Annotated in this window: 17 protein-coding genes; 5 read left to right on the plus strand and 12 right to left on the minus strand. The window is 62.8% G+C overall.

Going from position 1 to position 13819, the window contains the following annotated elements; genetic code table 11:
• The first annotated feature begins 104 nt into the window (after positions 1 to 104).
• A complete protein-coding gene (gene glmS / locus AB7A72_RS09265) occupies positions 105 to 1994 on the plus strand; it encodes a glutamine--fructose-6-phosphate transaminase (isomerizing) (RefSeq protein ID WP_312461544.1) in 1890 nt (629 codons plus the stop codon).
• A 222-nt stretch (positions 1995 to 2216) separates the two neighbouring features.
• Here the strand turns inward: glmS and AB7A72_RS09270 are convergent, their stop codons facing one another.
• A complete protein-coding gene (locus AB7A72_RS09270; protein WP_369459717.1) occupies positions 2217 to 3134 on the minus strand; it encodes a bifunctional helix-turn-helix transcriptional regulator/GNAT family N-acetyltransferase in 918 nt (305 codons plus the stop codon).
• 272 nt (positions 3135 to 3406) lie between these two features.
• Here AB7A72_RS09270 and AB7A72_RS09275 point away from each other — a divergent pair, with 272 nt between their 5' ends.
• The gene (locus tag AB7A72_RS09275) at positions 3407 to 5845 is read left to right on the plus strand and encodes a membrane-bound PQQ-dependent dehydrogenase, glucose/quinate/shikimate family (protein WP_369459718.1); all 2439 of its coding nucleotides are present in this window, start codon (positions 3407 to 3409) and stop codon (positions 5843 to 5845) included.
• Between the two features lie 252 nt (positions 5846 to 6097).
• Positions 6098 to 6388, plus strand: a complete 291-nt coding sequence (locus AB7A72_RS09280) for a putative quinol monooxygenase (RefSeq protein WP_369459719.1) — start codon at positions 6098 to 6100, stop codon at positions 6386 to 6388.
• A 151-nt stretch (positions 6389 to 6539) separates the two neighbouring features.
• Here the strand turns inward: AB7A72_RS09280 and AB7A72_RS09285 are convergent, their stop codons facing one another.
• Positions 6540 to 7049, minus strand: coding sequence for a DUF6314 family protein (locus AB7A72_RS09285; protein WP_369459720.1), 510 nt, complete (start codon positions 7047 to 7049; stop codon positions 6540 to 6542).
• Between the two features lie 347 nt (positions 7050 to 7396).
• Between AB7A72_RS09285 and AB7A72_RS09290 the strand changes: the two genes are divergently transcribed.
• Both AB7A72_RS09290 and AB7A72_RS09295 read left to right on the plus strand, forming a co-directional pair.
• A complete protein-coding gene (locus AB7A72_RS09290) occupies positions 7397 to 7963 on the plus strand; it encodes a hypothetical protein (protein WP_312461549.1) in 567 nt (188 codons plus the stop codon).
• Between the two features lie 201 nt (positions 7964 to 8164).
• The gene (locus AB7A72_RS09295; protein ID WP_239809476.1) at positions 8165 to 8572 is read left to right on the plus strand and encodes a BLUF domain-containing protein; all 408 of its coding nucleotides are present in this window, start codon (positions 8165 to 8167) and stop codon (positions 8570 to 8572) included.
• An 87-nt stretch (positions 8573 to 8659) separates the two neighbouring features.
• Here AB7A72_RS09295 and AB7A72_RS09300 read toward each other — a convergent pair whose 3' ends face one another.
• The 10 genes from AB7A72_RS09300 to AB7A72_RS09345 all read right to left on the minus strand — a co-directional run bounded on the left by AB7A72_RS09300 (position 8660) and on the right by AB7A72_RS09345 (position 13664).
• Positions 8660 to 9220: a hypothetical protein gene (locus AB7A72_RS09300; RefSeq protein ID WP_369459721.1), complete on the minus strand. Its 561-nt coding sequence runs from the start codon at positions 9218 to 9220 to the stop codon at positions 8660 to 8662.
• A gap of 118 nt (positions 9221 to 9338) precedes the next feature.
• Positions 9339 to 9833 carry a DUF3224 domain-containing protein gene (locus AB7A72_RS09305; RefSeq protein WP_369459722.1) on the minus strand — a complete coding sequence of 165 codons (495 nt, stop codon included), beginning with the start codon at positions 9831 to 9833 and terminating at the stop codon, positions 9339 to 9341.
• Between the two features lie 67 nt (positions 9834 to 9900).
• Positions 9901 to 10113, minus strand: coding sequence for a hypothetical protein (locus AB7A72_RS09310; protein ID WP_369459723.1), 213 nt, complete (start codon positions 10111 to 10113; stop codon positions 9901 to 9903).
• Entirely contained in the window at positions 10110 to 10679 is a 570-nt protein-coding gene (locus tag AB7A72_RS09315; protein ID WP_239809472.1) for a sigma-70 family RNA polymerase sigma factor, read from the minus strand. Before AB7A72_RS09315 ends, AB7A72_RS09310 begins: the two co-directional genes overlap by 4 nt.
• 12 nt (positions 10680 to 10691) lie before the next feature.
• Positions 10692 to 11156, minus strand: a complete 465-nt coding sequence (locus tag AB7A72_RS09320; RefSeq protein WP_369459724.1) for a DoxX family protein — start codon at positions 11154 to 11156, stop codon at positions 10692 to 10694.
• The gene (locus AB7A72_RS09325) at positions 11110 to 11391 is read right to left on the minus strand and encodes an HvfC/BufC family peptide modification chaperone (protein WP_312461553.1); all 282 of its coding nucleotides are present in this window, start codon (positions 11389 to 11391) and stop codon (positions 11110 to 11112) included. The genes AB7A72_RS09320 and AB7A72_RS09325 overlap by 47 nt, the downstream gene beginning before the upstream one ends.
• Positions 11364 to 12146 (minus strand): multinuclear nonheme iron-dependent oxidase, encoded by a 783-nt coding sequence (locus AB7A72_RS09330; RefSeq protein WP_239809469.1) that lies wholly within the window; start codon positions 12144 to 12146, stop codon positions 11364 to 11366. The genes AB7A72_RS09325 and AB7A72_RS09330 overlap by 28 nt, the downstream gene beginning before the upstream one ends.
• Before the next feature lie 36 nt (positions 12147 to 12182).
• The gene (locus AB7A72_RS09335; RefSeq protein ID WP_239809468.1) at positions 12183 to 12506 is read right to left on the minus strand and encodes a DUF4148 domain-containing protein; all 324 of its coding nucleotides are present in this window, start codon (positions 12504 to 12506) and stop codon (positions 12183 to 12185) included.
• 83 nt (positions 12507 to 12589) lie between these two features.
• On the minus strand, positions 12590 to 12817 hold the full coding sequence (locus AB7A72_RS09340; RefSeq protein ID WP_239809467.1) for a hypothetical protein: 228 nt from the start codon (positions 12815 to 12817) through the stop codon (positions 12590 to 12592).
• 223 nt (positions 12818 to 13040) lie between these two features.
• Complete coding sequence (locus AB7A72_RS09345; protein ID WP_369459725.1) at positions 13041 to 13664, minus strand: TetR/AcrR family transcriptional regulator; 624 nt, start codon at positions 13662 to 13664, stop codon at positions 13041 to 13043.
• Positions 13665 to 13819 lie beyond the last annotated feature (155 nt).

Genomic DNA, 13819 nt, shown 5'->3' on the forward strand with positions numbered 1-13819 from the left:
AATATATTTGTTGAAATTTTATTTCATCTGTCATGAAAAATGGAAAGAAAATAATACAACCACCTGTCTACACTGCTGCCATTGTTGATCAAGGAGTGAAAGCTATGTGCGGCATTGTTGGTGCAGTTTCTACGCGCAATATCGTCCCGGTGCTGGTGCAAGGCCTGCAGCGGCTGGAGTACCGTGGCTATGACTCCTGCGGCGTAGCCGTGCATGAGGCCAGCCTGGACGGCCGGCAGCCCGGCGGCCTGCGCCGCGCCCGCAGTACGGCCCGTGTGGCCGAGCTGATGGAGCAGGTGGCCAGCGAACAGGTGCAGGGCGCCACCGGCATCGCCCATACGCGCTGGGCCACGCATGGCGCACCCGCCGTGCACAATGCCCACCCGCATTTCAGCGCCGGCCCGGGCGTGGCCGATGTGCAGGCAGTGGGCCGTGTGGCCCTGGTGCACAACGGGATCATCGAGAACCATGAGGCGCTGCGCGCCGAGTTGCAGGCTAAGGGCTACCAGTTTTTGAGCCAGACCGATACCGAGGTGATTGCCCACCTGGTGGACAGCCATTACGACGGCGACCTGTTCAGCGCGTTGCAGCAGGCCATCAAGGCGCTGCGTGGCGCCTATGCGATTGCCGTCATGCACAAGGACGAACCCCACCGCGTGGTTGGCGCGCGCGCAGGCTCGCCGCTGATCCTGGGCGTGGGCAACAACGAGAACTTCCTGGCCAGCGACGCGATGGCACTGGCCGGCGTGACCGACCAGATCGTCTACCTGGCAGAAGGCGATATGGTCGATCTGCAGATTGGCCGCTATTGGGTGGTGGACCACCACGGCAAAACGCTGGACTCTGCCGAGCGCCCGGTCAAGACCGTGCATGCCCACAGCGGTGCTGTGGAGCTGGGCCCCTACCGCCACTACATGCAAAAGGAGATCTTCGAGCAGCCACGCGCGATTGCGGAAACCCTGGAGGGCGTGCAAAGCGTTGTGCCCGAACTGTTCGATGGCCCGGATGGCACCGCCGCCTGGCGTATCTTCAAAGAGATTGACGAGGTGTTGATCCTCGCCTGTGGCACCAGCTACTACAGCGGCTGCGCCGCCAAATACTGGATGGAGGGTCTGGCAGGCATCCGCTGCAATGTCGAAGTGGCCAGCGAGTACCGCTACCGCAAGAGCGTGCCCAACCCCCGGGCGCTGGTGGTCACGATCAGCCAATCGGGCGAGACGGCCGACACCCTGGCGGCGCTGCGCCATGCGCAGAGCCTGGGCATGACCAACACCCTGACCATCTGCAATGTGGCCACCAGCGCGATGGTGCGCGAGTGCAAGCTGAGCTACATCACCCGCGCCGGCATGGAAATCGGTGTGGCCTCCACCAAGGCCTTCACCACGCAGCTGGCAGGCCTGTTCCTGCTGACCCTGGCGCTGGGCCAGAGCAAGGGCCAGATCACCGAGGCGCAGTCCGATACCTACCTGGAAAAAATGCGCCACCTGCCCGTCGCCTTGCAGGCCGTGCTGGCGCTGGAGCCCCAGGTGGTCAGCTGGGCCGAGGATTTTGCGCGCAAGCAAAACGCGCTCTTCCTGGGCCGGGGCATCCACTACCCGATCGCACTGGAAGGCGCGCTCAAGCTCAAGGAGATCAGCTACATCCACGCCGAAGCCTACCCAGCCGGCGAGCTGAAACACGGCCCGCTGGCGCTGGTGGACAGCGAGATGCCGGTCGTCACCGTGGCCCCCAATGACGAACTGCTGGAAAAGCTCAAGAGCAATATGCAGGAAGTGCGGGCGCGTGGCGGCGTGCTCTATGTGCTGGCCGATGCCAACACCAACATCGAGAACGCCGAAGGCATGCATGTGATCCGCATGCCCGAGCACTATGGCGTGCTCAGCCCCATCCTGCATGTGGTCCCGCTGCAGCTGCTGTCGTACCACACGGCCGTGGCGCGCGGCACCGATGTGGACAAGCCGCGCAACCTGGCCAAATCGGTCACGGTGGAGTAAGCGCTGCCGGCCTCGTTGCCCCATGGTGCTGGGTCACTCAGGCCGCGAAGCCGCATGACGCGCGCATGCGGCTTCTCCTCACAGCCGTAGCGTGGCAAAGGCGAGGGGCGCGATGGGCGCTTGGGCTTCCTGAAGAAGCACGGGCGGACCTGGCGGGTTGGCGTCAGGGGCCCGTCCTCCGGTGCGTTGCGCTCGATGCCCGTCCTCTACCGCAGAGGCGGATTAGGCCTTGTTCTGCAGTCCTGCTCGCGCATTCCGCAAGCGAAGAAAGCGCCTTTCGGTGGTTTCCACTCCCCAGCGCGTCACGGGCCGCGCGGACACCAGCGCAAACCCCTGAGAACCGTAGAGGGCAGTTGTGGCGCTGGACTCGCCCAGGTCCGCCAGATGGATTTCGTCGAAATGCAGGTCCGCCTGGGCCAGTGCTTTTACCAGAAGGCGCTTGCCAATGCCCAGGCCACGCAGACTGCTGTCCACAATGAACCAGCGCAGCCGCCCCACGCGCGTGAGCGGATTGCCCTCCAGCGCGATGCAGCCCAGCACACGCGTGTCTTCCCGGTAAAGCCACATGCCGTTCCCCTCGTCCAGCGGCGACTGCAGAAAGGCCGAAAGCTCCATCGCGGTGTGGCATTCGCAGGCCTTCGCATCCATGCCTTGCGCAGCGAAATGCCGCGCCAGCATGGCAGACACATCGCCCAGCATGCCGGGCGTATATCCGGACGACAGCTGGCGCTCGATCTGGGCCGGCCGGTCCACATGGGCGTTGTCGCGTGACAGCGCAGACGCGTACAGGGACAGCAGCCGGTTCAGCGCATTGTGTTCATGAGGCTCCAGTTGTTGCAGCACGCGCGTGACCTGTGCGGTGCCAAAGTGGTCGATTCGAACCTGCAAGTCCCGTCCCTCGTCCGTGAGAAACAAGCGGGAAGAACGGGCGTCGTCGGCGGCCGATTCTCTGCGGACCAAACCCATGCTCTCCAGCTTGGCCAGCTGCCGGCTGGTGTTGGATTTGTCCAGCCGCAGCAGCGCAGCCAGATCGCGGGCCTGGAGACCCGGCTGCGCGCCGATCTCGATGATGGCGTGGACGGCAGACGGAGCCAGCTCACTGCCGCCGAACGGTGACCGCAGATAGCCCAGCTCACGCACCAGCTGGCGAGAAAACCCCCGCAGCTGATGGACGACGTCGAGGGGGATGGAAGGGGCAGAGCGGGGGCTTGTCATTGTTTTAGTTGCGTTTCGCAATTTGCTTATGGCCAATATGGGGATGGTCTCACTGAAACACAGACATTAAATTACAATAAAAGTTGCGCATCGCAACAAATGACGGAGCGGTAAACCATGAACGCCTGCCGCGGTGCGCCATCCAGACCGGAGCATGGGGCTCGGGTCTGGTGCACATATCTTCGGAGATCTTCTGTATGTCAGCCAGTCAGCCCGCACGGGCTCCGCGCGCCGCCCGGGTGTTCGCGGCCATCTTGGGCGTCATCGCTATCGCGTTGGGCGCCTATCTTGCCTATGGTGGCCTTCAACTCTTGCAGCTTGGGGGCTCTTTTTATTATCTGCCGGTGGGACTGCTGGTTCTGGTGGCCGGTGTCTTTCTGGTCCGGGCGGACGTACGTGGCGCCTGGCTCTATGCCGCCTGCTTTGCCATTACCGTCGTCTGGGCCTTGTGGGAGGCGGGATGGCATTTCTGGCCGCTTGCGGCACGCATCGGCCTGCCCGCCGTGCTCGGTATGTTGATTGCGCTGGTGGTGCCCTACCTGCGCGGTAGCGAGCGTTGTGCCCATATCAAAGGCGCGTCTCGCGGCACGGCTGCGTTACTTGCGCTGGGGATTGTTGGGGCCTTCATCGCCGCCTTCCAGCCCATCTGGACGGTGAAACCCGGGGCCGAGCCCGAGATCGCACAGGGCTACCAGCCCGGCGATGACCATGCCAACTGGACCAACTACGGCCGCACGCCGGATGGCACGCAGTTTGCCACCGCTGACCAAATCACGCCCGGCAACGTCAAGGGCTTGCAAGTGGCCTGGACCTTCCGCACCGGAGACTTCGCCTTCGGCGGCAAAGAAAACCAAAATACCCCGCTGCAGATCGGCAATGTGCTGTATGCCTGCACGCCCTCCAACCAGGTCTTCGCGATCGAGGCGGACACGGGCAAGCAGCTGTGGACGTTCGACCCCAAGGTGAACTCGGGCTTCAGCCCCACCTGGCAGCGCTGCCGCTCACTGGCGTATTACGAATTGCCCCAGGCTGCTGAATCGGTCCCAGCCCAGAAGACTCCGGCTGCGTCGGCCCCCGTTACCCCGCCCGGCGGCGCATGCGCGCGTCGCATCTACCTGACCACGGCTGACATGCGCCTGATCGCGCTGGATGCCGCCAGCGGCCAGTTCTGCAGTGGCTTCGGCAAGAACGGCCAGGTGTCGTTGGCCACCGGCATGGGCGACATCGTGCCCGGCTTCTACAACCCCACAGCAGGCCCTGTGCTTGCCGGCGACCGCCTGCTGGTGGGCGGCTGGGTGATGGACAACCAATCGGTCGATGAACCTTCTGGCGCGGTGCGCGCATTCGACGCCGTGACCGGTGACCTGGCATGGGCATGGGATGTGGGCCGTCCCGGCGTGACCACGGCGCCGGGCCCCGGCGAGCACTACACCCGCGGCACACCCAATACCTGGGCCGCCCCTACGTACGACGCCGAGCTGGGCCTGGTCTACCTGCCCACGGGCAACGGCACGCCAGACATGTATGGCGGCCACCGCACCCCGGAAACCGACCGTGTCAGCTCCTCGGTAGTGGCATTGGATGCGCGGACTGGCGCCGAACGCTGGGTGTTCCAGACCACGCACCATGATGTGTGGGATTACGACCTGCCTTCCAAGCCCGTCCTCTACGACGTGCCTGGCGACAACGGCGAGCGGATTCCCGCGCTGATTCAGACGACCAAGCGTGGCGAGATCTTCGTGATCGACCGCCGCTCTGGCAAGCCGATCGCAGAAGTGCAGGAAAAGCCGGTGTCCACCGAGGGCTTGCCAGGCGAGAAGCTCGCTGCCACGCAACCCTACTCGGTAGGCATGCCGCAGATTCGCCAAGGGGTGCTGACCGAAGCGCAGATGTGGGGCATTACCCCCATCGACCAGTTGGCATGCCGCATAGCGTTCAAGCAGTTGGAATACAAGGGCGACTTCACGCCACCGAGCACCAACTGGTACATCCCCCACCCTTCACCGTTCGGCACGATGAACTGGGGCGGTATCTCCATCGACAAGGTCCACGACTACCTCATCGTGAACGATATGCGGATCATGATGAAGGCCCGGCTTCTGCCACGCGCGGAAGCCGACAAGGCCATCATCGCCTCCGGCAAGACCACGCCGAGCGTCGCTGGTGTGGTGCCGATGGAAGGTACCCCTTACGGTGTAAACCGTGTGATGGTCACCTCGCAGATTGGCGTGCCTTGTACCGATCCGCCTTTCGGCATGATGACCGCTATCGACCTGAAGACGCGCAAGATCGCCTGGCAGCGTTCATTGGGCACGGTAGAGCAGATGGGCCCCATGGGCATCAAGACCGGTTTGCCCATCCCCATCGGAATGCCCTCGCTGGGCGGCCCGGTGGCGACCGCATCCGGTCTGATCTTCTACACCGGCACGGCTGATTACTATCTGCGTGCCATGGATGTGAAGACCGGCGAAGAGATCTGGAAGTCGCCCCTGCCCGTGGGTGCGCAGTCCACACCGCTGGTGTTCAAGTCCCCCAGCTCCGGAAAGCAGTATGTGGTGGTGACGGCAGGCGGTGGACGCACGGCCCCCGATCGCGGTGACTACATCATTGCCTACGCATTGCCGGACGCGAAGTGACCGGCCTGCGTACAGGCTGCAACTGAGCATGGCCCGTCGCCATGGAAGTTGCTAGTTGGGACGGATAAAAATGCCGGAGCCATCCGGCCCATGACGCCCGGTGCACTGCATCGGGCGTTTGCATTTTTAGCCGCTGCACGGTTGCGGTCGATCGGCGTTGACTGCCCTCGCTGCGCCTGTATGCGCATCAATGCTAGGCTTGTATTGACGACTCTGTTGATCCACAACGCCATCTCATCCAAGGAGCCAGAATTGACTGCACCGCTGAACCTGATCGTCACCTTGCAACCCCTGCCCGGCCATTTGCCGGACGTCGTCTCAACGCTAACCACCTTGGCGCAGGCCAGCCGGCAGGAGGCTGGCTGCCTGCGCTACGACCTTGCAGTGGGCCAAGAGCAGGTCTATCTCTTCGAGGTATGGGCCGACCGCCAGGCGTTGGCGGCGCATGAGAAGGAGCCGCACTTTGTGCAGGGCGTGGCAGCGCTGAACCGCTTGTGCGCATCCCAGAAGATGGAATTTGTCGAATGGCAGGCGCAGGGCTAACGGGCTCTGATGCGCATCGCGCTCGCTACAGAACCGGCTGCGTTGGACTGGGGCTGGCTGTGCAAGGCGAGGGTGGAGCGCAGTGGCAGCAGCAAGCGGTTGCCTGCATTGCCGGTATTTTCCGGCAAGGCAGCTTGCAGTTACCGAGCCATCAGCCCTGGTTGTCTGTACGGCCCGGCCGCTCATACAGCGTATAGCTGCGGTACGATTTGTGCGGTCCGCGCACCTGGTGCTCAATGACAAAACTGCCGTTGCTTAAAAACGCGTAGTGGCTGTCATAGCGGTCCGCGATGCACAGGTGCGAGCTGCTGGCGCTCAGCTGCCCCTGCGGGTCCAGCGCAGGGCGCAGTTGGTGAAAAAGGCGCTGCTGCTGCGCATCAAAGTAGATACACAGGTCAGCCCCTTGCTGGCTGAAAAAATAGCGGCCGCTGGCGCGAAAGGATTGGCCGTTGTGCAGCACCATCTGGCCGTTCTCTGCATAGTGGGCCGTGCTGGCGCTCTCGGGTGTGAAGTGCGCCTGGCCTTGCACGGTGCCAATGGGGTGGTGGCTGACGAGGTCCTGCAGGCTGCGGGTAAAGCGCCATTCGCCTTGCAGCGCAGCCAGCAGTTGTTCAGCCACCCAGGGTGGCTGGCGCTCGTGGGTCATGGCGGTGTGTTCCATAGGCGGTGGTTGTCTGGCGCGGGCCGCTCTGCGCGTGGCGCAAGGGCTGCAACATGCAGTGGGGCGGCCCTGAATTTTGCCAGCGTTTGAGACACTGCCGAAGGGCGCTTTTCCGAGTCGTAACGGGGCGTTGCCCCGGTAGGTGAAATCTGACCATGGGTCCGTCCTGCCACCCACAGCATGCCTGCCAGTGGCTGCTGATAATTCATTCACGCCATTGAGGCCAGCAACGCAGCCATTGTGGCGGTATTGCATGAATGACATGCCAGGAGATTATTTTTTGCGCTTCATTGATGGGTGCAAAAAATAGTCAGATCTTTCACCATAACGATCCAAGGAAAAAAACCATGAAGCTCCAACCCACTATCGCCGCTCTGTGTGCCGCCGCTTTCTTCTCCGGTGGTGTCTTTGCCATGACCTCGGCCGAGCAAAAAACGGAAAAGGATCGCATCGAGGCCGAGTACAAGGCTGCCAGCGACCAGTGCAAGCCCATGAAGGGCAATGCCAAGGATGTCTGCAAGAAGCAGGCTGATGGCCAGAAGAAGATTGCGCTGGCCGATCTGAAGCACCGCGCCGAGCCTACCGAAGGCCACCGCCACGATTTGGCCAAGGCCAAGGCGGATGCGGAATACGATGTTGCCAAGGAAAAGTGCGATGACGCCACCGGCAACACCAAGGATGTCTGCCAGAAGGAAGCCAAGGCTGCCCACGTGAAGGCTCTGGAAGCGGCCAAGGTTGCCGAAGTCAGCGCCAAGCCTTCGTCCAACACGGCTGACGTGGCTGATGCCCGCAAGGACGCTGCCGAGAAGAGCCGTGAAGCCGACTACAAGGCCGCCAAGGAGCGTTGCGATGCGATGGCCGGTGATGCCAAGGACGCCTGCGTTGCCGATGCCAAGCGCAAGTTCGGCCAGTAATTGCCGCTGATTGAGCGCCAACTGTAGCGCTTGCCGCTTGCCCCTGGTCAGCCGTGTCTGCACGGCTGCCAGGGGCAAGCCGTGTCTGGGCACGGGCCCGTTCACCCACCGTCCTGGCGACCTACAAAAACGCCCCTCCTTGGGTGCTGGTTGCTAAGGGAACAAGTACATTGAATGTTCATTGACAGCGAAAGCGCATCCATGCCTACCAGCCTCCGGTCCCTTCTCTACATCAGCAGGCTGGCGGCCGGCTACAGCTCCACCGAGGTGGGGCGCATCGTCAAACAGGCCCGTGAAATGAATGCCATCCATGGCATCACGGGCGTGCTGGTGTTTGACGGCGACTGGTTTGCACAGTATGTGGAAGGCGCTCCTGAGGCGATGGCTTTGCTGGAGGCCCATCTGCGCGCCGATCCCCGGCATTCGGATTTCACCGTGGTCGATGCAGGCCTGTCTGGCCCTGAGCGCCGCTTCCCCGGCTGGGTGATGGGGTATGCGGACAGCGATCTCGGCAGCAGCGGTCTGGATATCCCGTCGTTGGCCCAGACCCAACCCTGCGGCGCGCTGGAGCGCTTTGCGGGCGCCATCAGGACACTCGATATTTTTTGAAGGGCAGGGTCAGGTGCAGCGCTGCCGGTCTGCCGCCAGAACGGCACAGGGCTCGTCTTCCAGGCCATTCGGCCCTGCGGCTGGTCTTCAACGCGTTTGGGGGTCTGCGTGCGCGCCATCCGACCCTGGCGTGGGTGCCATCGGTGTCGGCAGGGGTTGCTGGTGCTGCAGATGGTCAGCAATGCGCTGGCACCAGTCCTGGGCCTCTGCCTGCCACCCAAAACTGCCCAGATGCATCGCACGCTCGCCTCGAACGGCTAGACGCACAACATAGTGTGGCCCGTCCTCGGAGCTGCGCTCCAGCACGCTGGGCGGATCGATCTTCGCATAGGGTACGGCCTCGGGGTGCCGTGGCCAGGGAAAACGCCGGTGGCGAAGCATGCAGCGCTGGCGGTTGTCAAAATGCAGCCGCAGACAGCGCCCCCCGGCCAGGCTCAGAAAAAACAGCCCCATCATTGCTGGCACGGCCACGCAGGCTGCCAGCAGCAGCCACTGCCACCAGCGCAGGCCCCCGTGGGCATGGTGCACAAAGGGGACCGGAATCAGGAACATCGCCAGGCCAATGGTCGCGACAAACAGCCGCATCGGCCCGCTGATGGACTCCGCGTAGCGCAGGCCGTCCGGTGCATCGCGGAAGCCATGGGTCATGTCATGCCTTTTTGCGCGGTGTGCGGTGGTCGCGCAGAGGTGGGAACGCCCTGGGCATGTGGGCCAGGGAAGGGTGCAGGGTTCGCTCTGCATTCTACGGAGCAGCGGCGCACCCTGCCTACCGTGAAAACGCCGCGTCCTGCAAAAAGTCCCGGTCCTGCATGTCGTCGCAGCGCCGGGACAGGTTCGCCACCGGCGGCGCGCAGCGTGGCTCAGGTCTGCGGCAGCTGGTACGCAAAGCGGTAGGAAGCTGGCCGTTGTCGATGGTGATCTGCATCGTACCGCGCAGGCCTTGCAGTGCATCGGTGGCCGAGTCGGGCACGACGGTGATGTGTTGGCTAGCCTCGCCCTGGGCCATGCTGGCGCTGTGCTGCAGCACAAAACTGCCATGGCGGCCATGCAGATGGCCTTGCACCCGCTCCATGGCCACATAGCCGGCTGAGCCGGCGGTGCTGCTGCGGAAGGACAGCATCTCGCTCTGGCTCGTTGCCTGCAGATCGCCGCTGAACTGCTTGTTCAGCGAGAGCCGGCCCAGGCCGGTGGCCTCGGCGACGGGGCTGAGGGCTTCTGGCTGCAGCGTGATGTCAAAGGATCCGGTGGCGATGTGGTCCATGGGCATGTCCAGGCAAAAATGGCATTCTGGCACGGGGCTGTATTTATGTGCAGTATCTCACTGTTGCCTAGTTGTCGGAGGGCTCGGCAGGTGGGGTCTGCGGGGTCTGGAGATGGTCACCATAGCCCTTGAGCATGTCTTGCAGCGCCGCATCATTGCGGGTGAACGCGCGGCAGCGCCAGCAAATCATGCGATGCTGCCAGGCAGCGATCTGGGTGACCGTGCCCGCGTCCTCCAGTTGACCGGAGGTCAGTTGAAAAATGTAGTCGCGGCACTTCATGGCGCCCTTTCTTGCTCAAACCAGTTGTGGTGCAGGCAGAGCTGCAGCTGCTTGCGCGCGCGGCTCATGCACTGCCAGTAATCGGCCTTGGTGATGCCCAAGGTGCTGCAGATCTCGTCGGCTTCACAGTCGAGGAACTCCTTCATTGAAAACACCCGTGCCGGCTTGGCGGGCAGCTTGTGCACACACAGATCCACAACGAGGAAGAACTGGTCGTTCTGCAACTGCTGCTGGGGATTGACCCAGGTGGCCGGTGCCACGCCATCGACCCAGTGGCCGCGTTTGTCGAAGAGGACCTGGTCGAGGTCATCGTTGAAGGCCTCGGCGTAGTTCAGCGGTGCGCGGTATTTCTGGCGCAGCCTGTCATTGATCTTGTTGCGCAGGATGCCGAACAGGTAACTCTTGGCCTGGGTGGCGTCAAAGCTGGCGCGGTCCAGCAGCAGCAGGGCGGTCAAGGTGTCCTGAACGGCGTCCTCGGCCTCTTCACGCGAAGGCAGGTGCAGCATCGCAAAGCGCAGCATGGCTTGGCGCCATTGGACGGTGATATCTGCTGCGATAGTGTGCATTCCTGCCCTTGGTTATGGCCTGCGCCAGCTGTCGAACGACCAGCGGCCCGGTCCCTGGGTAACGATGGCCACCAGCATGAGGGCCAGCATCAGCGGCACCTTGAATCCCAGGCCATCATCGCTGTCGATCTGGTTCCACCCGGCCCAGCCGAGGTCGAAGTGAACACTGTACACAGCCACATAGGTGATGAACAACAGGCCCAGTGACGAGGTGCGCGAGGCAATACCCAGCACCAGTGCAATGCCCAGTAGCAGTTCGGCAACACCGGCTATGCCCCAGTTGACGCTCGCGGGCAGCCAGCCCACAAAAATGGGGAAGTCGAGGCCCGCAAACCAGCTGGGTGCTGTCCAGCCTGACGAGAGCTTGCGGAACCCTGCCAGCGCGAACTCCTGCCCCACCCACAGGCGCAGCAGCAGCAGGCCCAGGCCGTCAATCTTCTCGCGTGCTCTCGATGGCAATGAATTCGAGGAATGCATCTTTCATATCTCCATAGTAGGCCGAGCTCCAGCGCGAATCGCGTACAAAGGCTGCGATCAGTTCGCGCCATGCGTCCTCGCCCAGTTGCTCGCGCAGTTCGGGAAAATGGGCCTCCACCATCTGGCTGGCCCCGACATAGACCAGGTGCCGGTAGGCGCGCATGCCGTTGGGGCTGTAGCCCAGCGGAACCTGGTCCGAAATGCCTCTCACGTAGTCATAGAAGTTCGCAGACATGACAATTCCTCGTTGATCACATCGATGCCGGGAACATCGTTGTCCCACTCCAGCAGCACCGGCGTGCCGTGGCGCTCTGCCAGGCGGGTGGCCAGCTGCTGGGTGTGTGCTTCGACCGGCTGACTGTGGGTGTCCATGAACAGGTCAAAGCGTGGATCGAACTCATGGCCCGCCACATGCATGTAGCTCACCCGCCCCATGCCCAGGCGCTGCACGAATTCGCTGGGGCTGAGCCCGCCATGGTTCTTGTGGTTGACTGACAGGTTGTTGAGATCCAGCAGCAGTTGGCAGTCGGCACGCTCGAGCACCATGCCCAGGAAATCGGCCTCCGGCATCGTGCCGATATTGGTGTACCAGGTGGTGTTCTCGATCGCGATGCGCATGCCCAGGGCATCCTGCACGGCGCAGATGCGATCGGCAACGCGGCGTGCCTGTGGCGCGGTAAAGGGCACGGCGAACAGGTCGTACAGCTGGTGGCTGTCCCCGCTGGCGGCCAGATGGTCGGAGTACAGCGGGCGGCCCAGTGCATTGATCAGCTTGCGCAGATCGCGCAGGAACGACTGGTCCAGTGCGGCAGTGCCACCCAGGTTCAGTGCCACGCCATGCAGATGCACCGGGCGGCCTGACTCGATCAGCGCATGCAGCGGCGCCAGATCCCGGTATATCCAATTCTCGGGTGCGACTTCAAAGAAGTCGGCCTGGACGGCAGACATGTCCCAGTCCAGCATCTCACGTCGAAAACCAAGGCCAATCATCATGTCTCCCTCGGGTGGGTGCAGCAGCAGCAGTTGTTACTCGCCAAAACCATCGCCGTGCGGCAAGGTGCCATCCATGCGGGCCTGGGTGGCTGCACGGATCACCTCTGCGCGGCTCAGCGGCATGCCTTGTGGCGTCATGGTGGTCTGGAACTCGTCGCCCTTGAGCAGCAGCATGCCGCTGTTGCGGGCCTCGGTGAACTCGGCCCGGACCTGGGCACGCGTCAGCTGGCTGGGCTCTTCCAGGTAGGGGGGGTAGTCCGAGCCATTGCCGACGGGGGCGGTGCTCATGGCATGGGCGCCACCGGCCAAGGCCAGGCTGGCTGCGACGATGGTGCGGGTGCGGATGAGATTGAACATGGTAGGGGTGCTTTCTTGTAGGAGAGGCGGGTGAGGGAGTGGAGCTCACCCGGTGCCTCGGTAGTGGATGTCGTGGGACGGGGTCAGTGGGCTTTTTCGCCATCCTTCTTGGAGCAGCCACCATCCTTTTTGGAGCAACCTGCGTCCTTCTTGGAGCAGCCGCCGTCTTTCTTGGAGCAGGCGGCGTCCTTGGTGCTGCTTTCTTTCTTGCCGCAGGTGCCGGCGCCGCATTTGCTGTCCTGGCTGCCAGCAGCCCAGGCGGAGGTGGCGAGTACAGCGGCGGCCAAAGTGGTGAGGGTCTTGAGCTTCATGGGTATTTCCTGTTGATGAAAGGTTGAACGTGCACAGCACAGCGCTGCCACGTGGAGGGAGTCGTTCGACCCCATCCCTTCCTGACATCTTTTTGAAAATATTTTTTGGCGCCCGGGAGCAACTTGGGCGGCAGAGGCGCCGCAAGCGCTGAGGGCGGTGTGCCCCTGATGAAGGGGCAGCGTGGCGCAGAGGGCTCAGCGCCGCTTCAGGAGTCTGTCGCTATCAGGGCTTCAGCGCAGGGTCCAGCTGCAGCTGGAGCAGCGCGCCGGCAATCAGCGCATGCATGCCCTGGGCCAGGTCACCTTCCATTTCGGCAGTCTCAGCCTCGTAGCTGGCCTGCACCACGGTCTCCTGGCGCGCGGCGGAGTAGACCGAATCGGCAGCGGCCAGGCCATGGAAGGCGATGGTGGCCAGCAGCTGGCGCGACTGGTCCTTGTCGATGCGGTAGGCCTGCGCGACTTCTTGCTGGTGCGCATCGATCTTCTCCAGCATGGCCGGAGTGGCGACCAGCCTGCGGATCACATAGGGCGTTACGCCCGGGTAGGTTTTGGCGAACTCGCGCACCGAGTCGCTGAAGCGGACCAGGTAGTCCTGCAGACCCTCCTGCACGCCCACCTTGGGCAGAGAAAACTCCCAGCGGCTGAAGATCTCCTCGGCCACCATGTGCTTGAGCTCGGCCAGGCTCGGCACATGCTTGTACAGCGCCATATGCGTAACGCCCAGCGCGCTGGCCACGCCCACAAAGGTGATGTGGGGCAAGCCGATCTCAATGCCTGCATCGGCAATGCGCTCTTGCGTAATCAGGCGCGGTCGCCCGCGCGGGGCTGCTTTTTTCTCGGGGTCCATGGTCTCTCCGGGTGCTGGCCAATTGTCTGTCAAACCGCATTGGCGATAGCTGTAAAAGATGTACGGTAATTTATTAGTTTAGTATGATGCAACTAATTATTATTCCTGTTGCGTTTCGCGTTGCTCTTGCCTGTCATTTGGAGAACTGGCACATG

This window comes from Comamonas sediminis (assembly GCF_041107495.1).
GTDB lineage: Bacteria > Pseudomonadota > Gammaproteobacteria > Burkholderiales > Burkholderiaceae_C > Comamonas > Comamonas sediminis.